Raw genomic sequence first — 21,311 nt, forward strand, 5'->3', positions numbered from 1 at the left:
AGGAGAGAAGGGGGCTCGTGTGGCGGCGCCTGGGCCTTAGGCTCAGTTCCGCTCCGCTCCGGAGGCGCGGGCGGAGGCGAAGGCTGAAAGGGGCTCAGTTAGCGTTTTGGTTTGTCCTTGCCCTTTTCTTCGAGGCTTTTTTTGAGGGCGGACATCAGGTCGATGACATTGCTGGCCGCTTGGGGGGCAGGGGTGTCGGCGGGCGGGGCGGTTTTGGATTTCTTTGGCTTTTTGGATTTGATGATGTCCAGCAGCCGATCCTGAACCGGGTCGCGGACCATGGACTCCGACCAGGGCACGGTGCGTGAGGCGACGAGACGTTCCACCATCTTGAGCAGTTTGGCGTCCGGCTTGTCGTCGGGAACCTCCTTGAAATAATCGGTTTCGTCGCGCACCTCATCGCCGAAGCGCAGGGTCCACAAGATGATGCCCGCATCCCAGGGCTGGAGCATGACGGCGCGCTCGCGATTTCCAAGGACGAGGCGGGAAATTCCCACCACATCGCTTTGCGCCATGGCTTCGCGGATGACCGAAAACGCCTCTTCGCCGACCTCATCGGCGGGCACAACGAAGTAAGGGCTATCGTAATAGACCCACTCGACGGCGTCGGACGGAACAAATTCGCCAATGTCGATGGTGCGGGTGCTTTCGAGCTGGACCGCATCGAGGTCGTCGTCTTCCAAAATCACATAGTCGTCTTCGGCCCGCTCATAACCCTTGGTCTGGTCGGCATCCTTGACGATCTTGCCCGAGACGGCATCGACATAACGGCTGGCGATGCGGTCGCCGGTTTTGCGGTTGAGGGTGTGGAAGCGCACCTTCGCGCTGGAGGTGACGGCAGGCGACAGCGTCACGGCACAGGTGACGAGGGAAAGTTTGAGATAGCCCTTCCAATAGGGTCGCGTTGCCACCTTGCGCCTCCGAAAGCCGGTCTCATGCAAACGCCGGAGGGGGCCGGGTGTTCCCGGAAAGGCTGGAAGCAGGCCGACCCGGGGAACGCCCCGGGCCGGTGCTCAAAACAGCGAAATGCAATCGAAACGCTCTTAGCGCTTGTGATCCTTGTCGGTGCGTTCGTGTCCGGACGCGGATTTTTGCGTCTGGCTGTGGCCGCCGGCGCTCTTTCCGGTCTGGGTTTCGCGTTTCTTGTCGTCGTGATCACGGGGGGTCTGGTTATTGGGCATAGCTTATTGCTCCACCATCACTGATGGCCGAACCGTTCGTCCATCTGGCCGGAAAACACCAGACAGAAGCCGTCGTTCCATCACATCGGACCCGGTGCGCGCGGAAGGCAGGATTTTCGCGGGTTCCTCGGACAAGTCCGTATCTCACAGGTTAGTCGGTGCCGAGGACAGGCGGCTATAGTGTCAGGGGGCGCGGGCGTGGCCCCGGGTGCCGGTCCAAAGTGTTGCACAATTGCAGCGGTGGACCGGCGACGTGGGAGAAAACCGAGGCGCAGCCGCAGATGGCGAAATTATGGTGAGAGAAGTTTTAACTCTTATGGTTAATCTTCGGTGCGTTGTTGATTCCACTGCTTGGGTAGCGAACGATGAGTATGAGCCGCCGCGGGTTCCTTGTGGGCCTTCCGCTTCTGCTGGCCGCGTGTTCCACAACCACACGCCCCACCACGTCGACAGTTTCCATGGTGAGCGCGTATGGTCCGGTCGCCGATGAGAAATTCCCGCTTCCCGGGCTGAATGCAAGGCTGATCCAGCCGCATCTGCGCCGGCAGGAAGTTGCGTATGACACCCGTCATCCCAAGGGATCGGTGGTGATCGATACACCGGAGCGGTACTTGTACTACGTGCTGGGCGAGGGGCGCGCCATACGCTACGGCGTTGGCGTGGGGCGCGAAGGGCTGGCCTTGCGCGGCAATGCCTATATCGGGCGCAAGGCCGAATGGCCGAGCTGGACGCCGACCGCCAACATGCTGCGGCGCGACCCGGAATTGAACGGACCCTACCGCAACGGTGTGCCGGGCGGTCCCAACAATCCGCTGGGAGCGCGGGCGCTGTATCTCTATCGCAACGGCAACGACACCATGTTCCGCATCCATGGCACCAATCAGCCCCAATCGATCGGGCTGGCGATGTCGTCCGGGTGTATCAGACTGATCAATCACGATGTCGTTGATCTCTATGAGCGCGTGAAATCGGGCGCGCAGGTTTACGTCATCCAAGCGTAAGACGCGGCGATCACGGAGTCTTTGAAACGGCCTTTCACTTCGCGGTGAGGGGCCGTTCTGTTTTGAAGGGGCGGCTGAGGAATTTGCTGTTGGGCACGCCGAAGCGCCAGGGCAGGTCAACGGCCTTGGTGATGCCAATGCGGGGACCGGTGACGAGCGGGCCCTCGACCGGCGCGGGAGCAAAGCTGAAGGGTGCGGTGCCAAGGTCGGTGCCATCGAGGCGGGCGTCGACAGCAAGGGCCTGGCTGAGACGACCGGGCCCGGCACAGAGCAGGCGCGGATCGTCCAGGCCGCGCCGGGCCGCCATCAGGTCGAGCCCTTGCGTGGGCACCAGCGCGCGGATCAGCACCGCGTGACCGGGACGGCAGACGAAATTGAGACACCAGTGGATGCCGTAGATGCGATAGACATAGACGGTGCCCGGCGGGCCGAACATGGCGCGGTTGCGTTTGGTGGGGCCACGAAAACTGTGGGACGCCGCTTCATTTGGGGCATAAGCCTCGGTTTCGACGATCCGGCCGCCGACGCCATCGACCAGCAGCATCGCGCCGACAAGCCGGCGGGCGACGGCAACGACATCATCGTCGAAATAACGCTCAAACGCAGGGGCAGGCTGGGCCATGCCACGCTGATAGCTCAGGCGTCGGCGATTGCAAAGCCGATCGTGGGAGAGATGCCGGCGAGGCGAACGGTGTTGCGGCCCTCGCGCTTGGCAGCGTAGAGGCGCTCATCGGCCTGTTGGAACAACTCTTCGAACTGGGCGCGGTTTTCAAAGACTACGCCCCCGACGCTGACGGTGAGGCGGTGGGCAAGTCCATCGGCGACGAAGGGAATGGTTTCGACGGAGCTCCGCAGTCGTTCGGCGACGATTTGTGCGCCGAGCCGGTCGACGCCCGGCAAAAAGACGCCGAATTCCTCGCCGCCGAGCCGCCCAACGGTGTCGCCGGTGCGGACCGAGGAGCGGATGGCGCGGGCAATCAGGGTAAGCGCAACGTCGCCATTGTGGTGGCCAAAGCGATCATTGACGTCCTTGAACCTGTCGGCGTCGATGACCAGTAGTGCGCCGCAGATGGTGCTGCCTTGGGGAACCAGGGCGTTGAGTCGGGCTTTTACGAGGGCGGTGAAGGCTCCGCGATTGAGGCAGCGGGTGAGGCCATCGGTGGCGGCGAGGACGCCCAGCGACCGGTTGACCGAGGCCAGTTCGCGCAGCTTGAGGGAAAAATAGAAAAAGAACGGCGTGGCAAGGCCGAGCGGCACGACGATGGCGGCGGAAAACGCCTCGCTGCGAACATCGGCGGTGAACCGGGCAAACGTCACGCTGTTATAGACCACGGCGACCAGCACGCAGAACAACGGGCCCAGCAGCGTCCAGGCCATGATGGTCACCCAGCCCTGTGCAGAATGCGCCGTCTTCATGCCTGCCTCCTTGTGGGCATGATGGTGCGCGCTGGTCGGATAAGGGGTGGCTTATTTAAGCCTGGGCAAAATTGCGTAGGCCCCACCATCAGGGTTGTGGAAATGACACCCCGGATATTGTAGGCAAAATTCGGTTTGGCCGACGAGTCGGCAACCGACAGGGAACGAGAGTTGCGATGGAATCACAAGCATCCGCCGCCCCGGTGACGGACCCGTCTTTCGAGAGCATTTATGACGCCGATGGGCAGTTGCGGCGCGATTGGACCGACGCGCTGCGGGCCGAACTTGAAGCCAGCGACACCGAGGCGCTGCGGGCGCGGATTGCGCCGCTGCATGAGTCGGAAACCGGCGATGTGATCGAGGCGCTGGCTCCTGATGAGCGGGTGCAGCTGGTTCTGCTGCTGGGCGACGCCTTCGACTTTCTGGCCCTCACCGAAGTCGATGAATCCGTTCGTATCGAATTGATGGACGAATTGCCCAATGCGCAGATCGCGCGCGGCATGGCCGATCTCGACAGTGACGACGCGGTCTATATTCTCGAAGACCTCGAAGAAGACGACCGCAATGAAATTCTGGAACAGATGCCGGCCTTCGAGCGGCTTTCGCTCAAGCGCAGCCTCGATTTTCCCGAGGATTCCGCCGGGCGGCGGATGCAGACCGAATTCATTGCCATTCCGCCGTTCTGGACGGTGGGGCAGACCATCGACTACCTGCGCACCAATGACGATCTGCCGGACGAATTCTATCAGATCTATGTGGTCGATCCGGGGTTCAACCTTTTGGGGACCATCCCGCTCGACCGCATTCTGCGTGTGCAGCGGGCGACGCGCATCGACGCCATCATGGAGGCGCAGGTACGCCAGATCGATGCCATGCTCGATCAGGAGGAAGCGGCGCACATCTTCGAGCGCTATGACGAGATCGAAGTGGCGGTGGTCGATGAAAGCAAGCGGCTGGTCGGGATCCTGACCATCGACGATATCGTCGACGTCATCAATGAAGAAGCCAATGAGGATATCCACCGGCTCGGCGGGGTCGGGGACGAGGATATTTCGCGCACGGTGCCCGGCGTGGTGCGCAGCCGTGCCACGTGGCTGCTGGTCAACCTCGGGACGGCAACGCTTGCGTCGGTGGTGATCGGGCTGTTCGATGATACGATCCAGCAAATGGTAGCGCTGGCGGTGCTGATGCCCATTGTCGCCTCAATGGGCGGGGTGGCCGGAACGCAGACCATGACGGTGACGGTGCGCGCCCTGTCGCAAAAGGAACTCGACAAGAACAACGCGCGGCGCCTGATCCGGCGCGAATTGCTGGTGGGGCTGACCAACGGGATGATCTTTGCCGTCCTGCTGGGGGCGATCACCGCGCTGCGGTTTGAAAACGTGGCGCTGGGGATCGTGATCGGCATGGCCATGGTGCTCAATATGCTGGTGGCCGGAGGGTGCGGCATCCTTATCCCCATGGCGCTGGAAAAGCTCAAAGTGGACCCGGCGGTGGCGTCCTCGACCTTTGTGATGACCCTGACCGATATCATTGGATTCATGGCATTTTTGTCGCTGGCGGGACTGTGGTTCGGGCTGTTTTGAGGATGCAATCCTGCCTCGGTTTCGGCGCAATCGCGCAATCGTGGCTCAAAAAAGGCTTGCGGAGCGGCGCTCATATCGTTAATCAGGCGTTATCGGTGGCAGGTGACGCAAGAAGGAACCGCCGCCGTGAGTGCAACAGGACAAGGAGCCTTGCATGCGTAGCCAATCCAAGGCCGTATGCTGGCGAGCCGCGAGCTGGACATTCGTCTGCCTCATCTCGCTCGGTTTCATCGTCTCGGTTGTCGCCGGTGCCTAGGGCCTTTCGGTGACAGACAGAGTCGGATAGGACAATGGGGTGCCCGGAAACGGTCACCCCATTTTCTTTTGTCCCGGACGATCATGCATATCATCAAGCTCTGTGTCGGTATTTCTTCGGTCGAGGAGCTGGCCGAGTGGCGGGCCCAGCGCCGGGCGCAGGGGCTTGGCCGATCTGACGGGCTCATCGTGCACCGGACCCGGATGATGCCCAAGCGCGCCGATGACATCATCGGCAAGGGCTCGCTGTATTGGGTGATGTCGGGGGCGGTGCGCTGCCGACAGCTGATCGTCGGGCTTGAAGCGGCGACCGACGCCGAGGGCCGCAAATGCTGCAACATGCTGCTCGACCCCGAACTGATCCGCACGGTTCCCTATCCCCGCCGTCCGTTTCAGGGCTGGCGCTATCTCGAAAGCAAGGATGCGCCGCCGGACCTGGCGCGGGCCGGCGAGGAAGAGCCGCCCGAGGGCATGGCCGAGGAACTGGCGCAACTGGGGCTGCTGTAGCCGCCAATCGCTGAGGGCTATTGCGCGCGTTAAAACCGTGGAACCGCCGGGTGGCCGACCCGTTGATTGGGGGCAACCAGCAACGGAGATGTGCCATGGACCCCAGAACAGACAACGGACTGCGCGCCCGCGATCTCGACCGGCGCGAAACCGGAAACCTGATCGGCAGCGACAAGGTGGAAGGGACAGCGGTTTACGGGCCCGGCGAAGAAAAGATCGGCAGCATCGAGCGGGTGATGATCGACAAGCCCAGCGGCAAGGTGGCCTATGCGGTGCTCAGCTTCGGGGGCTTTTTGGGCATTGGCGACGACCACTACCCCATCCCGTGGGCCAAACTGACCTATGATGAGAGCCTTGGCGGATATCGGACGGATATTTCCCGGGAAGACCTCGACGCCGCGCCCCGCTACGAATCCTCGGAGGATTTCGCGTGGGAAGACAAGGAGCGCGCCATGGATATCTACGCCTATTATGGGGTGCCGCCGTACTGGATCTGAAGGATCGAGCGCTGACGAATCACGAGGCCGGACGCCACGAGACGTTCGGCCATTCGTTTATAAAATCTAAATAAAATTCAATCTATGCTGGCGCAATGAGGGCAAATTCGCACTTGTTTCTGTGGTGCGAAGCACCCATCCTTGACCAAAGACCGGGGGGCGGTGTGGGGGCGGAGACAGTAAATGCAGCGAACCAACGCTCATGTGATCGTGCTTGGGAACGAGAAGGGCGGATCGGGGAAATCGACGACCGCTATCCATCTGGCGGTGCATCTGCTCTATGAGGGCTATCGGGTCGCCACCATCGATGCGGACAGCCGGCAACAGACCTTTACCGCCTATGTGCGCAACCGGCGCGACTGGGCGGCGGCCCATGGACTGACCGTCCCGCATCCGACCCATTTTCACCTGCCGCAGACCCGCTCGGATTCCGCCGATGAAAATGCGCGGCTCGAATTCGAGATGTTCCGGCAGGCGGTGGCCGAAGTGGAAGGCGAGGTCGATTATCTCATCATCGATACGCCCGGCTTCGATACGCATTTGTCGCGCATTGCCCATTCGCTGGCCGATACCCTGATCACCCCGCTCAATGACAGCCTGATCGACCTTGCCGTGCTGGCAAAGACCGATCCCGAGAGCGGCAAGCTGATCGAACTGAGTCATTACGCCAGGCTGGTGCAGCGGGCGCGGCGGGAACGCATGGCCATCGATGGGCGGACCATCGACTGGGTGCTGGTGCGCAACCGCATTTCGATGCTCAATTCGCGCAATACGCGGCTGGTGCAGGCCGGGCTGGAGAGCATTTCGCAGCGCGTGGGGTGCCGGGTGGCGGACGGAATCGCCGAACGGGTGATCTTTCGCTCGCTGTTTCCCATCGGCATGACCGTATTCGATCCGCTCGACGAGGCCATGCTGGGCGGGATGCCCACCATGAGCCATATCGGTGCGCGGCACGAATACCGCCAGCTGGTGGACGCGCTGCATCTGGGATTGCAGCCGCAGAGCCCACGGGCTGAGAGCAGCAAAAAAACCGATCGCGAGACCGAGGCCGTTCCGGTTTAGGCCTTTTCCAGGATTTCAGACCAGCAGCGATTGCGCGCCATCGATCCAGATGGGGGTTCCCGATATGTGGCGGGATGCGTCGGAGGCGAGGAAGCACACCAGATCGGCGATGTCCTCGGCCTTGCCCGGCTCGCCATCGGTGAGGGGGATTTCGCCTTCGGGAAAGATTGCCGGGACTTCGGCTTCATCCACATTGTGCCGTCTGGTGTTGTCCTCGATCTGGCTTTCGATCGCCCCCGGGCAGATGGCGTTGACGCGTATCCGGTGTTTGGCCAGTTCGAGCGCGGCCATTTTCGCAAAGGCCAACTGGCCGGCCTTGGTGGTCGCATAGGCGGATGCGCCCGCGCTGGTAAAGGTGCGGGTGCCGTTGATCGACGAGGTGATGATGATCGAGCCGCCCCGTGTCTTCATCAGCGGAATGGCATGATGGAGGGTGAGGAAGGTGCCACGCAGGTTGATGGCGTTGGTGTGGTCCCAGTCGGCGACGGACAGGTCCTCGATGGGTGCCCAAGTGCCGTTGATGCCGGCATTGGCAAAGACGATATCGAGGCGGCCAAAGGTTTCGGCGATCTGCTCGAAGGCGGCCTGCATTTCATCAGGGTTGGCAATGTCGGCGTACAGGGGCAGGGCGCGGCGGCCTAAGGCGCCGATTTTCGCGGCGACGGCATCAACCTGGCTCTGGGTGCGGCTCAGCACCGCGATATCGACGCCTTCGGCGGCAAGCTTGAGGGCGCTGGCCTTGCCCAGTCCCGATCCGCCACCGGTAATCAGTGCGATCTTTCCGTCCAGTGACATGCGCCACCTCCAAGCTCGCTACTTAGCTGGAAAACGCATCAAGGACGGCAACGTTCCGAGGGCAGGGCGGCGGGATCGGATCAGTCTTGGTGAGGCAGATACATACGCAGGGCGCGTTGGCCATTGGGGCCGAACACATCGACATCGATGGAGACGCGGGGCAGAACCATGCGCCGGGTTCGGGCCGAGATGGCCAGCACCACCGAGAGCATGTCGGAGACGCGGCGACCAACTGGCTTGCGCGGTTCCAGGCCCCGGGCCAGCGCGCGCAACGCGTCATCGCGAACGGCTTCCTCGGATGAGGCAAAGGGGGAGCGCGGTTCGAACCGGGCGAGATCGGAAAGGCGGGTCAGGTCGCTCATTGGGCTACTCCATACATGCGCCAATTTGCCGGAGACGGTTTCTTTGGAGCCTTGATGCAACGGGGCGCTCCAGCGTCTGGTTCCCGGAGCGGTCGCGTGATGGTCTCGATCGCTCCGGATGGGGTCTGTCTCGCGTGTTATCCTTGTACGGTCAGGCAGTTCATCGAGGCTGCCGAGAGGGCGTCGCAGGTGGTGCGGGCCTGGGTGCGGTCGGCAAAGCCTGCGAATCGGGCGCGGTAGAACGTGGTGCCGTTGCGCTCGAAGGTTTCGACATAGCCGCGCAGATTGGCCAGATGATCGTAGGTTTGCGTTGCTTCGCTCAGCATACGGTTGGCGTCATTCTCGGTATTGGCGGCGCCCACCTGCACCACCCAACCGCCGACCGGCGTGGTGGCCGCGCTTTGGGTGCTCATGGGATCGACGGCCAGACCTGCGGGGCGGGCAATCGGCGCGGGGGGAACGAGAACCTGTCCGGGTTGCAGGGTGCCGATGTCGGACGATGTGGGGCCGAGCTTCATGGTCTCGGCGATCCAGGCGCCAATCGGATCGTTGGCGGGATAGACCGGTTGATCGGCAGGCATGACGCCGGTGGCGACATAGGTGGCCTGATCGAGTGCGCTGTCGCCCGGGCGGGTCGGGATATCGGTGGCCGATACGACCTCGAAGGGAATGACTTCGGGTTGGGCAGGTGCAGCAGGCGTCGCCGCGGGTGCGATGGCAGCGACCTGCATGGCGGCCTGTTCGGGGGTGATGACCGGCAGCAGAGCGACCGGACGCGCCGGTGGCATGCGATTGAGCGGTACGGCGGCCCCGGCGGATGCGACCGCGATGCCGTTGCCGAGCAGGGCAGGGCGCGGAATCATGGCTTCGCGCCAGTAATCGCCCTGGCGCGCCTTGGGCAGATAGGTGCGAACCAGTTCGGCGACCCGGGCGTTACGCGCCGCGCCGGTGTTGAAACCGAGGCCGATGACGACCACATGGCGGTTGTTGGAACGCGCGGCGGTCATCAAATTGTAGCCCGAAGCGTTGATATAGCCGGTCTTGATACCATCGACACCATTCTGGCCGAGCAGGGCGTTGTGGTTGCCGTAGGTCTTGCCGCCATAGGTGAAGCTGCGGGTCTGGAAATATTCGTAATAGTGGGGGAAATGCAGATAAATGGCGCGGGCCAGGGTCGCCTGATCCGCCGCCGTGGTAACCTGGCCGCTGTCGGGAAGGCCAGAGGCGTTCTTGTAGGTGGTGCGGGTCATGCCCAGCGCACGGGCTGTCTGGGTCATGCGCTCGCCGAATTTGCTCTCGGTGCCGGAAATGTTTTCGCCAATGACGCGGGCGACGTCATTGGCCGAAAGGGTGACCAGCGCCTTGATGGCGTCCTCGACCTTGATGGTCGATCCGCGCTGCACGTAGAGTTTGGTGGGGACGGCGGCGGCGGCGTGGGCGGACACGGACAGCTTGCTATCGAGCCGGAGACGGCCAGCCTCAAGTTCCTGGAACAGGATATAGAGGGTCATCACCTTGGTCAGCGATGCGGGATAGCGCAGATCGTTGGCCTTGTCCTGATAGAGGACATTGCCGGTTTTGGCGTCGACGGCGATACCGGCAAAGGCACGCGGGACGCTTTGGGCAGAGGCCGGAGCCGCTACCGTCACAGCCGCTATGGCGGCGATGACCATTGCCAGGGCGAAACGTACAAAACGGACGCGCGCGGAATCGATACGCAGAAGGGTCGGCACCCGATACTCCAACTCTTTACTGGACCGGTACGAAAAACGCCGCACCGTTTACTCAACCTAGAGGCCGCAGGCGCCTTTCCCCCAAAGGCAGCCGCACGACCCGACTTTCGGGACGTTACCGGGGATGCGGTTACAAATAGGTAAAGTGCGTAAAACTTGAGCCAAATTTCTTTGGGGATGGTTCACAGCTCGTTGATCCGGTTTTCGCCCCTTAACATGGCCGGGATTTTGCCTACATAATGGAGCCATCCTGCCCTTCTCGAACTGGGATCTATATCTGTGAAGAAGCTTGTCTCTCCTCCTCGACATGACCTGCCCGGCGGAAACGGTCCGCGCGTGCAGTCTTTCGTGCCGCCGGCGGTCCGTGCGGGGCCGGAGGACGGAGACCGGGACGCGGACGGCCAGAGCGGAGTGGCCACCAAGACGCGGCCCAAAACGAAAAAGCCCAGTCTCTATCGGGTTCTGCTGCTCAACGACGATTACACGCCGATGGAATTCGTCGTGGCTATTCTGGAGCAGGTGTTCAACAAATCCCGCGAGGAGGCGACGCGCATCATGTTGCACGTCCATAATCAGGGTGTGGGGGAATGCGGTGTGTATCCGTTCGAGGTGGCCGAAACCAAGGTCACCCATGTGATGGATGCCGCCCGTCGCAATCAGCATCCGCTGCAATGCGTGATGGAAAAGCAATAGGATAGGACCAAGATGCCTTCATTCTCCCGAGGTCTGGAAAAATCACTGCATCAGGCCATGAATCTGGCGCGCGAGCGCAGCCATGAATTTGCGACGCTCGAACACCTTCTGCTCGCCTTGACCGGCGACCGCGACACCATTGCGGTCTTGACCGGGTGCGATGTCGATATCGAAGCCCTGCGCTCGGATCTGGAGGAATTCCTCGACGAGGAACTCGATAGCCTGATCGTGGCCAACGGCCAGGACGCCCGGCCAACGGCGGCGTTCCAGCGCGTGATTCAGCGCGCGGTGATTCACGTCCAGTCGTCAGGGCGCGAGGAAGTCACCGGGGCCAACGTGCTGGTGGCGATCTTTGCCGAGCGCGAAAGCCATGCGGCTTATTTCCTCGAACAGCAGGACATGACGCGTCTCGACGCGGTCAATTTCATTTCGCACGGCATCGCCAAATCCGGGCGCGGGACGGAACGCCCGGTGCGCGGCGCCGATGAGGGTGGTTCGGGCTTTACCGAGGAGCACGAGCGCGGCGGCGGCACGGGCGCGCAGCAGAACTCGGCCCTGGCCGAATTCTGCATCAACCTCAACGACAAGGCCAAGGCGGGCAAGATCGATCCGCTGATCGGGCGCGCGACCGAAATCGAGCGCACGATCCAGGTGTTGTGCCGCCGCTCGAAGAACAACCCGCTCTATGTGGGCGACCCCGGCGTGGGCAAGACCGCCATCGCCGAAGGTCTGGCGCGGCGCATCGTGGAAGGCGACGTTCCCGAAGTGCTGAAATCGGCGATCATCTACGCCCTCGACATGGGCTCGCTGCTGGCCGGCACCCGCTATCGCGGCGACTTTGAAGAACGCCTCAAGGCGATCATGAAGGAGCTTGAAAAGAAGGATAACGTCATCCTGTTCATCGACGAGATCCACACGGTGATCGGCGCCGGGGCGACCTCGGGCGGGGCGCTCGATGCCTCGAACCTGCTCAAGCCCGCGCTGGCTTCGGGTGCGATCCGCTGCATCGGTTCGACCACCTACAAGGAGTATCGCCAGTTCTTCGAAAAGGACCGGGCGCTGGTGCGCCGCTTCCAGAAGATCGACGTCAACGAGCCGACCATTCCTGACGCTATCGAGATCATGAAGGGTCTGCGTCCTTATTATGAGGACTACCACAAGCTCAAATATACCGACGATGCGATCACGGCGGCGGTCGAGCTTTCGGCGCGCTACATCAACGACCGAAAGCTGCCCGACAAGGCCATCGACGTTGTCGATGAAACCGGTGCACGGCAGATGCTGGTGGCCGAGGACAAGCGCAAGAAGCTGATCGGGGTTGAGGATATCGAGGCGACGGTGGCCACCATTGCGCGGATTCCGCCCAAATCGGTGTCCAAATCCGATACCGAATTGCTGAGCAGCCTTGAGACCAACCTCAAGCGCGTGGTGTTCGGGCAGGACAAGGCGATCGATGCGCTGGCGTCGGCAATCAAGCTGGCGCGGGCCGGGCTGCGTGAACCGGAAAAGCCGATCGGCTCGTATCTGTTCACCGGACCGACCGGCGTGGGCAAGACCGAAGTGGCCAAGCAGTTGGCCGATACGCTGGGCGTGGAACTGCTGCGCTTCGACATGTCCGAATATATGGAGCGTCACACCGTCTCGCGGCTGATCGGCGCGCCTCCGGGCTATGTCGGGTTCGATCAGGGTGGGCTGATGACCGACGGCATCGACCAGCATCCGCATTCGGTGCTGCTGCTCGACGAAATCGAGAAGGCCCATCCGGACCTGTTCAACATCCTGTTGCAGGTGATGGACCACGGCAAGCTGACCGACCATTCGGGCAAGCAGGTCGATTTCCGCAACGTCATCCTGATCATGACCTCGAACGTGGGCGCATCAGAACTGGCGAAGTCGCCGATCGGATTTGGTCGGGTGCGCCAGGAAGGCGATGATGAGGAAGCGATCAACCGGATGTTCACGCCGGAGTTCCGCAACCGGCTCGATGCGATCATCTCGTTCGCGCCGTTGCCGCCTTCGACGGTCAACCGGGTGGTGGAGAAGTTCATCCTCCAGCTCGAAGGCCAGCTTGCCGAGCGCGGCATCACCATCGAGCTGACGCCGGAAGCATCCGACTGGCTGGCGGTGCGCGGTTACGACGAGAAGATGGGGGCCCGGCCACTGGCGCGGGTGATCCAGGAATACGTCAAGAAGCCGCTGGCCGAGGAAGTGCTGTTTGGTCTCTTGCAAAAGGGCGGTTCGGTGAAGGTCACCGTGGTGGGCGAGGGCAGCGAGGCGCGCCTCGAACTGGTCTCCCTGCCACCGCGTCCGGCGCGGCCCAAGGCAATCACCGGCCCCAAGGGCGGCAAGAAGCCGACCCGCAAGGCCAAGCCGAAAAGCGCCGAACAGGACTCCTGACTGCGACATTTTATCCGGCGCCCCCTGGGGCGCCGGATTGCTTTTGCACTGGCGATGGCCTGATTTAATATGATAAACTCACTCATGTTAAATCAGGAGATTGACATGCACGTGTTGAAATCTGTCGCGACTGCCTTGGCTCTTGTCGCTTTCACGCTCCCCGCCGCCTTTGCCGCCGATCACCGGATCGAAATGCTCGACCAGGGCAGCGATGGCGAGTTCATGGTGTTCGAGCCCGCTTTCCTCAAGATCGAGCCGGGCGATACGGTGACCTTCGTGCCTACCGATGCCTACCACAATGCGGCGACCATCGAGGGCATGCTGCCCGACGGCGCCGAGGCCTTTGCCAGCCCGATGAGCGAGGAAGTGACCATCACCTTCGACGTGCCGGGCCTGTATGGCATCGAGTGCGAGCCCCATTACATGATGGGCATGGTGGCCATGATCGTCGTGGGCGACCCGGTCAATCTCGAAGCGGCCAAGGCCGTCGAGGTTCCAGAGGGCGCGCAGGATCGCATCAACGCGCTTTTTGCACAGGTTGAAGCACAGTAATCCCCAACCGGGCCCCAATCACCAGCCGGCCGCCGGACATCCCCGGCGGCTGGTTGTTTTTTGCGCGGTCAGCGCGCGGTTACGCACAGAATATCCCTGCAATCGTCCACAGGGTTTTCCACCCGCCGCCGCCTGATTGCGGGCACCGGCAGGACAATGGAAAAGGGCCCGTTGCCATAAAGGCAAACGGGGCCGCGAAACTGGGTGATTATAGACCAGAGCATTTCGCTTGCGCGGCCCTCCGGGTCCGAACCGCAAAAGTGGTGTCCACTTTTTCTAGAAACGCTCTAGCCTTACGTCTGATGAAGTGTTTCAGCGCCGCAGGACGAACACCAGGGCTGCGCCCAGGCAGACTCCAACCAGGGCCGGCAGGAGCACCGCGCCGAGGGGATACCCTGCGTCGCTGGCCTTGAGGCCGATCCAGATGACCGCCGCGAGCGTGGCGACCAGCATGATGATAGACAGCCCGCGACCGGGAAACGGTACGCCAAGGGCATTGTCTGGCTTCTGTGTGTTTTGGGCAATGTCAGTCATGCGAATCCCATACACCGATTGCCATCATGGCGTCCAGAGCCCAGATCGCTCATCCACGCGCCAATTCAGGACGTCACGGCTGGTTTGTTACAGTGGTGGAAGACGGGATTGGAGAGGGGGTGCCGGCACGGTTGGCGGTAAACCCCATCGCGACGAGAACGGCAGCGCCATACGCTGCCGTCAGCAGCCACAGCATTCCAATTTGAGGAATGACCTCCTGCACCGTAGCCCCCATCTGATTGATGCGGACCATGCCGGGAATGGCTGAGGTGCTGGGGGCGGCAAGCGCTATGGTCTGCACCCATTCGGGCAACATCTCCATGGGCCAGGCCACGCCGGAGAGAAAGAACAGTGGCATGCCGATGGCCATCATGGCGAGAATCGCCCATTCGCGTACGGGCAGGGCCATGGACAGCAAAAGCCCCAGAAAGATCGTCGACAGAATGAAGGGAATGCCAAGCGCAAACAGGTCCAGCAAGCCGCCAATGCGTGGCACCCCCAGAATCAGCGGCAGCAGCACCAGATAGGCGAGCATCCACACGCTGTAGAGCACACTATAGGCTGCAATCCGGGCGCTGAGCGTGATGAACGGCCGGGGGCCGCGATTGGAAGCTGCACCACCCGTATTGAGCAGAGCGACGCCGATCAGCAGGGTCTGCTGCAAAATCAACACCACCGAAGCCGGTACGACGTAGCTGGCATAACCGCCCTGCGGATTGAACAGGGGGACGGCACTGATTGTCATCGGCTGAACGCTGGCAGCGGCCATGGCGCCATTGCCTTGTGCAATCAGACGCCCGGCGCTGATCTCTGCGCCCATCTGCCGGGCAGCCGAGGTGATCGCCGTCATCGTTGAATTGTACAACAGGAAATAGCTGGCGTCGCCATAGGCGGCGATCGGAGCGGTGCGCCCCGCAAGGAGGTCGCGCTCGAAGAATTCGGGAATGACGGCAATTGCAAAGGCCTGCCGGTCCTGCAACGCGCGGGTAGCAGCGACCATGTCAGGCACTGAGCCAGCAATCATGACCGTGTCATAGCTATCGATCCGGCGCAGGAGTTCGCGGGAGGTAACGGAATTGTCCTGATCGACCACCACGATGGGCACTTCCCGCACGACTTCCCCCAGATAGGGCTGGGGATAGAGAACGCCATAAAGAATGATACCTATCACCATGACCGAGAACGCGGCGGGGTCCTTGAAGATGGACGAGAAGGCATCTGCGAAGGCTGTAAGCCAGGTTTTCATGCCGCTCTCTCCTCAAGGATGCGTTGGCGGGGTCTGCGCACAAACAGCATGACAGCGGCCAGCGCTACGGTAATCAAAGCCGCCCATCCAAGCGCACCAAGGGCAGACAGCGAGATATCGAGCGGGGCCCCGCGCAACATCTGGTCAACTCGCAGGTCCGTATACCAGGTGAGTGGCAGGAGCGCGCTCCACAGCGTGGCGAAGCCCCCCATCGCCAGACGGGGGAAGCTGATGCCGATGAAACCCAAGGCGGGGGCCGTGAGAATCCCGGCTGCGCCCAGCGCCATAGGAACCGTGGGGGCTGCCAGCCCGATGACAACGCCAATCATCTGATAGGCGAGGATGAACAACAGGCCGCCTGCCAGATAGAGCGGCATGCTGCCGTTGAACGGGGTTCCATAGACATAGAACAGCAACGCATCTCCGGCGGCCAGTACCGCCGCGAAAATCGCCGTGTAGGGCAGGAGTTTGCCGAGCATCGCCGGGACCATGCCGCCCCCCAGGCGTAACATGATCCACAGCCCGCCGGGCTTTTGCCTTTCCAGTGCCACAGCATAAGCAGTTGCCGCGCAGATGAATATTTGCAGCACGGCTGGCATCAGCGCCGCCAGAAGAAAATGGACATAATCGAGGGTGGGATTGAACAGGGGGCTTTGCTGCACGGGAATGGGATTGGCCGCTTCCATCGCCTGATGGACCGTCTCGCCCTGGCCGACGCGCATGGACACACCGATGCTCGCGCTCACATTGGCCAGCGCCGTTTGTACTCCACGGGCCACTGTGCTGCCGGGGGTCATGAACTGGTTGTTGTAGAACACCACCACTTCGGGACTGCGCCGGGCGCGTACATCGCGCTCAAGTTCGGCCGGAATGAGCACAACACCATAGGCCTTGCCGCTGAGCAGCAGCTGGCGCGCCTCGGCGAGTTCGAGCGGACGCTGGGCCACGGAAACTTCCGGCATGGCGTCCACCGCCTGTACGATCTGGCGCGAGAGGGCGCTGCGATCGAGGTCGACCACCGCGACCGGCAGATCAGTCGGCACTCCGACCCTGAATATCGATGCAAGCATCAGAAAGATCAGGATCGGAAAGACCAGAACGAAAAACCACAACGCGGGACGGCGGGCTATGCGGCGCACTTCGCGCCGCGCGACCAGCAGCCATCCGGTCTTGAGAGTTTGATCAGCGGCCTGCATGAGCTGCCGTCCAGTCGATGACAGCGCTCATGCCCGGACGAAGCCCGGCGAGGGGCGCGGCGGGACGGGCGCGGATCTGGAAGGTGCGCAGATCGAAATCGCCGGTGGCGCGGGTAGCCCGCCAGTTGGCATAAGACCCAAGGGCGCTGATCGATGTAACGTCGACTGCAACATCGGTTGCGCCGATCGCCGGGATATCGACCAGCAATGTATCACCAACCTCAAGGCCGCTCAGAAAATCTTCGCGCAGGTTGAAGGTCAGCCAGACGTCATCGAGATCGATGATCGACAGGAGCGGGGCACCGGCACCGGCGAGCGCGCCAACTTCTGCGACGCGGCTCACAACCTCGCCGGAGATCGGCGCGGAAACCGTCAACTCGCCTACATCGGTGCGAATCTGGTTGAGAGAGGCTTGTGCCTGCTGAACCTGGGCTTCGGCAACGGCGCGCTCCTGCGGGCTCGCACCATTCTCGGCGAGGGTCAGGTTGGCCCGTGATGCGGTAACCCCGGCCTGGGCGGCGGCGAGAGAGTTTTCAGCGCTTTCCAGCTGCTGCTGGGACGCAACGGAGCGCTCGGTCAGGGCGGCGAGACGGTCATAGGTTTGCTGGGCCAGTTCCAGATCGGCTTCGGCCTTGGCCAGTTCCGCCTGGCGCGCTTCGATGACTTCCGGGCGAGTGCTGTTGATCCGGTCGCGGTCAGCTTCTGCAACCCGTGCTGCCGCCTCGGCAGAGGCCAGACCTGCCATGAGCTGGGGGCTGTCGAGTTCGACCAGCACTGTACCGGCTTCTACCCGCTCGCCCTCATTGACATGAATGGAGGCAACCTGACCCGACGCGCGCGGCGCAATGTCGACCCGTGTGGCCTCGACCTCGCCCTGAACCAACACTGTGGCAGGAGCGAGAGAGGCCCATATGGACACAGCTGCAACGCCGGCGAGGGCAACGACAACGACGATAAGGGCGATTCTGGACTTCATGGTGATTATATCCTTGCTGTGGCTTGAACGTATGTCGCTTGATATCTTGATGTCAAGTGATATACATAGTGGCCAGGCCGGAGTTTAAAGACACATACCATGAGGCATGCACAAAGAAGGCGAGCAACGCGTGAGGCGCTTATCGACTCGGCAACCGCCGAAATCGCTGAGAGCGGAATTTCCGGCGCTTCGTTGCGCCGCATCACAAAACGGGCAGGTTATACGCAGGGGGCGTTCTATTCGAACTTTTCCACCGCCAACGACTTGTTCGAAGCGGTGCTGGAACAGCGTATGAGCAGCCGGATGGGCAAGATGGAAGCGATTTTGACCAGTGATGGTTCCCTCGAATCCGTCGTTGAGCGTCTTGAAGACTGGCTGAAATCGATGCAGCAGGACAAGGCAGGGATGCTGGTGATGCTGGAATTCCAGCTCCATGCCCTGCGGGACCCTGAATTTGGCGGGACTTACAATCGGATGCGCGCTGCGCAGCATGATCTGATCTCGCGGGCGATCGATACTCTTCGTGCCGAACGCGGGATCGAACTCAAGCTGCCCTCAACGATGATGGCCCTTGGATTTTCTGCATTATGGTCCGGCTTTGCCATGCAAGGCGACGGTGCCGGCGATGGTGACACCGACACCCTGATTGGCGCGTTTATCCGGGCTTTGATCTGATCGGGTCGATCAGAACGAAAGCCGCAAGCCGGTCGAGACCACATGCCGGTCAGTATCATAGACCGCGACGGTGGAATCCGTGCGCTGGTAATTGTAGCGAGCAAACAGATTCAGCCCATCCACGTCGAGAACGTCGAAATCGAGCCCGATGCTGAAATCGTGCCCGACATCGATTCGATCCTGCGGGAAAGCAATAGGGCTGGCGGCATAGAAATCCCGGGTGACCGAATAGCTCGCCGCCAGAGACAGAGTCTCGGTCAAGGGGCCGTCCAGCGAGAGGCGGGCGCCGATGCCCTTGAAACTGTGCATGGCGGCAGATTTTTCGGTAAAGTGCCCCAGAACAGCGGCGCCCAGTGTCCAGTCATTGCCAAGATCATAGACAAGGCCAAGCTGGGTCGAACCCTTTAGCGCATCCTTGTTCGTATCATGGGGAAAGGTCTCGAACCGCAAATCGGCACTGCCAACGATATCAAAGCGTTCATCCAGAGCCGTTCCACCCGATATTGCCAGGCCAGCGGTCACAGAGTGTGAGCCATTTGCGGCGAGGGTGTAGAGCAGGTCTGGGCCAAGGCTCAGGCTCCAGTCTTCACCGAGCAGGATATAGCGGCCCGAAAGGGCGATGCCTGCCTTGTCGTGATCATCCGACCATTGATCGTGAAGCGCAGCATCGATGCGCAGGTTGATCCGCCCGGCGCTGTCATTGGTGAACTGCTGCAACACACCATATTCGGCGGCGAGGCGGGTGAAGGCGGTGGCGCGCGCCCTCGATTCAGGAGACATGGTCAGTGGAATTGTGACGCCTCCGATCACGGCGTCGACAACGGAATGATAAGTCCCGTTGTTGACATTGCTGTCGAAGCCCCGCGTTAGCGAAACCGAGCCCCCAAAGCGCGGAGCATAGGTTTCCTGTACCGGGCTTTCGATTTCCTGTTCGGGGACCACCGCGACAATCACCGGGACCTGCGGCACGGTTATCGGTTCGGGAGCGAACAGAAACGCCTCGATATTGGCGATTTCCTCAATTCGAGCGCTCAGGATTTCGCTGTCGGGTTCGAGAACCAAAGCGCGGTTGAAATATTCCGCCGCCTCGCCCACCTTGCCTTGTTCCAGATGGCAATCGCCATAAAGCATCAGCGCAGGTACATATTCGGTTTCGGGCCCCGCTGCGATATCGAGCACCATGCATGATTCGATGGCCTGTCCTGCGGCAAGAAGTTCTGCTGCCAGCCTGATGGTCAGAAGATCGGGAGTCTCAGCGGCCGGGACAGACTGCTGGCCTAATGCGATTGTCGGGGCGCTTGCTGCACCTGCGGCCAGCGCCAGGGAAACGATAAAGGACTTCATGGGTTTGTCCGCGCAGCAGCGAACTCGCCGCCAGCATCGCCTGCTACCTCGTGTTCAATAAACCAGTCTCCCCCGATTTCCTGCCCATTTGGGCCGAAGAAGTAGCCTTTTCCCCCAAAGTTCGCGTCGTCGTCGCTATCAAATTCGACGCCGTCAAAAAATGACTCTGATTCCAGATACATATCGAAATATTCGGCTACGTAGTCCGGGTTGCCATAATAGCCTCCGACGTTGAGGGTGCCGACATTTCCAAAATTAAACTGCCCTGAAAACATAGGGTCTTCGTCAAGATTCAAGTTTAAATCAACGGTTCCGGTAATGTCATTTCCGCCGAAATCTTTGCCGCGAGCAATGCCGCTATACAGCCCTGCTCTCACACCAACGGCGTTGGCATAGGCAATGGACTCACCCGCAGAGTAATAGGGAAAGCGCGCGAAACGATCTTTCTCACGCTCATCTAGAAGGCGCGCAATATACTCGTTTTGAAGCGCCTGCCTGCGGGCGGCTTCGGCCTCGGCCCGTGACCGTTCGAGTGCAGCCGTCTGCTGTCGAAGGGCTTCCTGGAGTTGTCTGGCGCGCTCAGCGGCCTGCAACGCCGCCTGTTGGCGCGCCGTCTCGGCTGCCTGGCGGGCAGCCAGTTCCGCTGCCTGCCTTGCGCGCTGCATCGCTTCGAGTCGTAACCGCGCTTGCTCTTCAGCTTGCTGCTGCGCGGCACGGCTGGCTGCTTGTTGCTCAGTGATCAAATCGCGCAACTGCTCTTCTCGCTGCTGGTGCGTTTGCGCGCTATTGTGCGGGCCATCGGAGGCAGTCGCTTCACCACCAGCGTCAGGAGAAGGGGGCAGGCCCAGCAGCGCGCGCAGTGCTGCTTCAGTCACTATTGGTGTAGCGGCTCCAGCCATCTCGTCGATTATATTGCGCAAATTCGCCATGGCCGCTGGAGGCAACGCCCATGATTCGGTGTCGACATCCGCAAAGCTCGGACCTCCGATTGAGCCCGTCATCTCAGATATAATGGCTGCCAACAGTTCCGGCGCGAAAACGGGCTCTTGGCCAGCGGCAGGAAAGAATCCCATTTCGGCCAGCGCCTGGGCACGTTGGGAGGCGGCGTTTGGAGACGGTGGGTTCTGAGCTTCTCCGGCTGCAACTGAAATTGTGTATTGACCGGTGGCTGGATCTACCGCGACAAAGAAGTTGGTTCCGTGAGCCTGTGTGCTGACACAGGCTGTGCAAAGAAACAGCGCGTTGCGAAGTAATTTCATGATGAGGAGCCGCCCACTCTAAATGTGCGTTAGGTTTGACTGCT

The 21,311-nt window shown here is 61.4% G+C and carries 22 protein-coding genes; 9 read left to right on the top strand and 13 right to left on the bottom strand.

The annotated features are described in order from the left end of the window. Window positions 1–98: 98 nt before the first annotated feature. Both ku and VNS12_RS00840 read right to left on the bottom strand, forming a co-directional pair. Window positions 99–911 (bottom strand): non-homologous end joining protein Ku, encoded by an 813-nt coding sequence (gene ku / locus VNS12_RS00835; protein ID WP_325485940.1) that lies wholly within the window; start codon window positions 909–911, stop codon window positions 99–101. 132 nt (window positions 912–1,043) lie between these two features. Then, on the bottom strand, window positions 1,044–1,181 hold the full coding sequence (locus VNS12_RS00840; protein WP_325485941.1) for a hypothetical protein: 138 nt from the start codon (window positions 1,179–1,181) through the stop codon (window positions 1,044–1,046). A 365-nt stretch (window positions 1,182–1,546) separates the two neighbouring features. Here VNS12_RS00840 and VNS12_RS00845 point away from each other — a divergent pair, with 365 nt between their 5' ends. Then, complete coding sequence (locus tag VNS12_RS00845; RefSeq protein ID WP_325485942.1) at window positions 1,547–2,182, top strand: L,D-transpeptidase; 636 nt, start codon at window positions 1,547–1,549, stop codon at window positions 2,180–2,182. 34 nt (window positions 2,183–2,216) lie between these two features. Here VNS12_RS00845 and VNS12_RS00850 read toward each other — a convergent pair whose 3' ends face one another. Beyond that, window positions 2,217–2,804 (bottom strand): DNA-3-methyladenine glycosylase, encoded by a 588-nt coding sequence (locus VNS12_RS00850; RefSeq protein WP_325485943.1) that lies wholly within the window; start codon window positions 2,802–2,804, stop codon window positions 2,217–2,219. 14 nt (window positions 2,805–2,818) lie between these two features. Further along, window positions 2,819–3,598: a GGDEF domain-containing protein gene (locus VNS12_RS00855; protein ID WP_325485944.1), complete on the bottom strand. Its 780-nt coding sequence runs from the start codon at window positions 3,596–3,598 to the stop codon at window positions 2,819–2,821. A gap of 176 nt (window positions 3,599–3,774) precedes the next feature. On the opposite strand from VNS12_RS00855, the gene mgtE reads away from it, so the two are divergent. The 4 genes from mgtE (at window position 3,775) to VNS12_RS00875 (ending at window position 7,505) form a co-directional block, all read left to right on the top strand. Further along, entirely contained in the window at window positions 3,775–5,184 is a 1,410-nt protein-coding gene (mgtE, locus tag VNS12_RS00860) for a magnesium transporter (RefSeq protein ID WP_325485945.1), read from the top strand. Window positions 5,185–5,523: 339 nt separating this feature from the next. Then, a complete protein-coding gene (locus tag VNS12_RS00865) occupies window positions 5,524–5,946 on the top strand; it encodes a DUF1489 family protein (protein ID WP_325485946.1) in 423 nt (140 codons plus the stop codon). A 95-nt stretch (window positions 5,947–6,041) separates the two neighbouring features. Then, on the top strand, window positions 6,042–6,443 hold the full coding sequence (locus VNS12_RS00870) for a PRC-barrel domain-containing protein (RefSeq protein WP_325485947.1): 402 nt from the start codon (window positions 6,042–6,044) through the stop codon (window positions 6,441–6,443). Window positions 6,444–6,626: 183 nt separating this feature from the next. Then, window positions 6,627–7,505 carry a division plane positioning ATPase MipZ gene (locus tag VNS12_RS00875; protein ID WP_325485948.1) on the top strand — a complete coding sequence of 293 codons (879 nt, stop codon included), beginning with the start codon at window positions 6,627–6,629 and terminating at the stop codon, window positions 7,503–7,505. Between the two features lie 15 nt (window positions 7,506–7,520). Here VNS12_RS00875 and VNS12_RS00880 read toward each other — a convergent pair whose 3' ends face one another. The 3 genes from VNS12_RS00880 to VNS12_RS00890 form a co-directional block, all read right to left on the bottom strand. Then, a complete protein-coding gene (locus VNS12_RS00880) occupies window positions 7,521–8,300 on the bottom strand; it encodes an SDR family oxidoreductase (protein ID WP_325485949.1) in 780 nt (259 codons plus the stop codon). A gap of 80 nt (window positions 8,301–8,380) precedes the next feature. Beyond that, a complete protein-coding gene (locus VNS12_RS00885; RefSeq protein ID WP_325485950.1) occupies window positions 8,381–8,662 on the bottom strand; it encodes a hypothetical protein in 282 nt (93 codons plus the stop codon). A 137-nt stretch (window positions 8,663–8,799) separates the two neighbouring features. Beyond that, on the bottom strand, window positions 8,800–10,395 hold the full coding sequence (locus tag VNS12_RS00890) for a D-alanyl-D-alanine carboxypeptidase (RefSeq protein WP_325485951.1): 1,596 nt from the start codon (window positions 10,393–10,395) through the stop codon (window positions 8,800–8,802). Between the two features lie 336 nt (window positions 10,396–10,731). Between VNS12_RS00890 and clpS the strand changes: the two genes are divergently transcribed. The 3 genes from clpS to VNS12_RS00905 all read left to right on the top strand — a co-directional run bounded on the left by clpS (window position 10,732) and on the right by VNS12_RS00905 (window position 14,037). After that, window positions 10,732–11,088 (top strand): ATP-dependent Clp protease adapter ClpS, encoded by a 357-nt coding sequence (gene clpS / locus VNS12_RS00895; RefSeq protein WP_325485952.1) that lies wholly within the window; start codon window positions 10,732–10,734, stop codon window positions 11,086–11,088. A gap of 12 nt (window positions 11,089–11,100) precedes the next feature. Continuing rightward, a complete protein-coding gene (gene clpA, locus VNS12_RS00900; RefSeq protein WP_325485953.1) occupies window positions 11,101–13,485 on the top strand; it encodes an ATP-dependent Clp protease ATP-binding subunit ClpA in 2,385 nt (794 codons plus the stop codon). Between the two features lie 105 nt (window positions 13,486–13,590). Next, entirely contained in the window at window positions 13,591–14,037 is a 447-nt protein-coding gene (locus VNS12_RS00905; protein WP_325485954.1) for a pseudoazurin, read from the top strand. A gap of 312 nt (window positions 14,038–14,349) precedes the next feature. Here VNS12_RS00905 and VNS12_RS00910 read toward each other — a convergent pair whose 3' ends face one another. From VNS12_RS00910 to VNS12_RS00925, 4 genes are all read right to left on the bottom strand, one after another. Next, a complete protein-coding gene (locus VNS12_RS00910; protein WP_325485955.1) occupies window positions 14,350–14,571 on the bottom strand; it encodes a hypothetical protein in 222 nt (73 codons plus the stop codon). A gap of 73 nt (window positions 14,572–14,644) precedes the next feature. Continuing rightward, on the bottom strand, window positions 14,645–15,817 hold the full coding sequence (locus tag VNS12_RS00915) for an ABC transporter permease (protein WP_325485956.1): 1,173 nt from the start codon (window positions 15,815–15,817) through the stop codon (window positions 14,645–14,647). Next, on the bottom strand, window positions 15,814–17,013 hold the full coding sequence (locus VNS12_RS00920; RefSeq protein WP_325485957.1) for an ABC transporter permease: 1,200 nt from the start codon (window positions 17,011–17,013) through the stop codon (window positions 15,814–15,816). Before VNS12_RS00920 ends, VNS12_RS00915 begins: the two co-directional genes overlap by 4 nt. Continuing rightward, on the bottom strand, window positions 17,000–17,989 hold the full coding sequence (locus VNS12_RS00925; protein ID WP_325485958.1) for an HlyD family secretion protein: 990 nt from the start codon (window positions 17,987–17,989) through the stop codon (window positions 17,000–17,002). The genes VNS12_RS00920 and VNS12_RS00925 overlap by 14 nt, the downstream gene beginning before the upstream one ends. A 99-nt stretch (window positions 17,990–18,088) precedes the next feature. Here VNS12_RS00925 and VNS12_RS00930 point away from each other — a divergent pair, with 99 nt between their 5' ends. Continuing rightward, entirely contained in the window at window positions 18,089–18,664 is a 576-nt protein-coding gene (locus VNS12_RS00930) for a TetR/AcrR family transcriptional regulator (protein ID WP_325485959.1), read from the top strand. 9 nt (window positions 18,665–18,673) lie between these two features. Here VNS12_RS00930 and VNS12_RS00935 read toward each other — a convergent pair whose 3' ends face one another. Continuing rightward, window positions 18,674–20,008 carry a DUF2860 family protein gene (locus VNS12_RS00935; RefSeq protein ID WP_325485960.1) on the bottom strand — a complete coding sequence of 445 codons (1,335 nt, stop codon included), beginning with the start codon at window positions 20,006–20,008 and terminating at the stop codon, window positions 18,674–18,676. Then, window positions 20,005–21,267 carry a HupA family protein gene (locus VNS12_RS00940; protein ID WP_325485961.1) on the bottom strand — a complete coding sequence of 421 codons (1,263 nt, stop codon included), beginning with the start codon at window positions 21,265–21,267 and terminating at the stop codon, window positions 20,005–20,007. Before VNS12_RS00940 ends, VNS12_RS00935 begins: the two co-directional genes overlap by 4 nt. Window positions 21,268–21,311 lie beyond the last annotated feature (44 nt).

The sequence above is a fragment of the Pelagibacterium sp. genome (genome assembly GCF_035555455.1).
Lineage (GTDB): Bacteria > Pseudomonadota > Alphaproteobacteria > Rhizobiales > Devosiaceae > Pelagibacterium.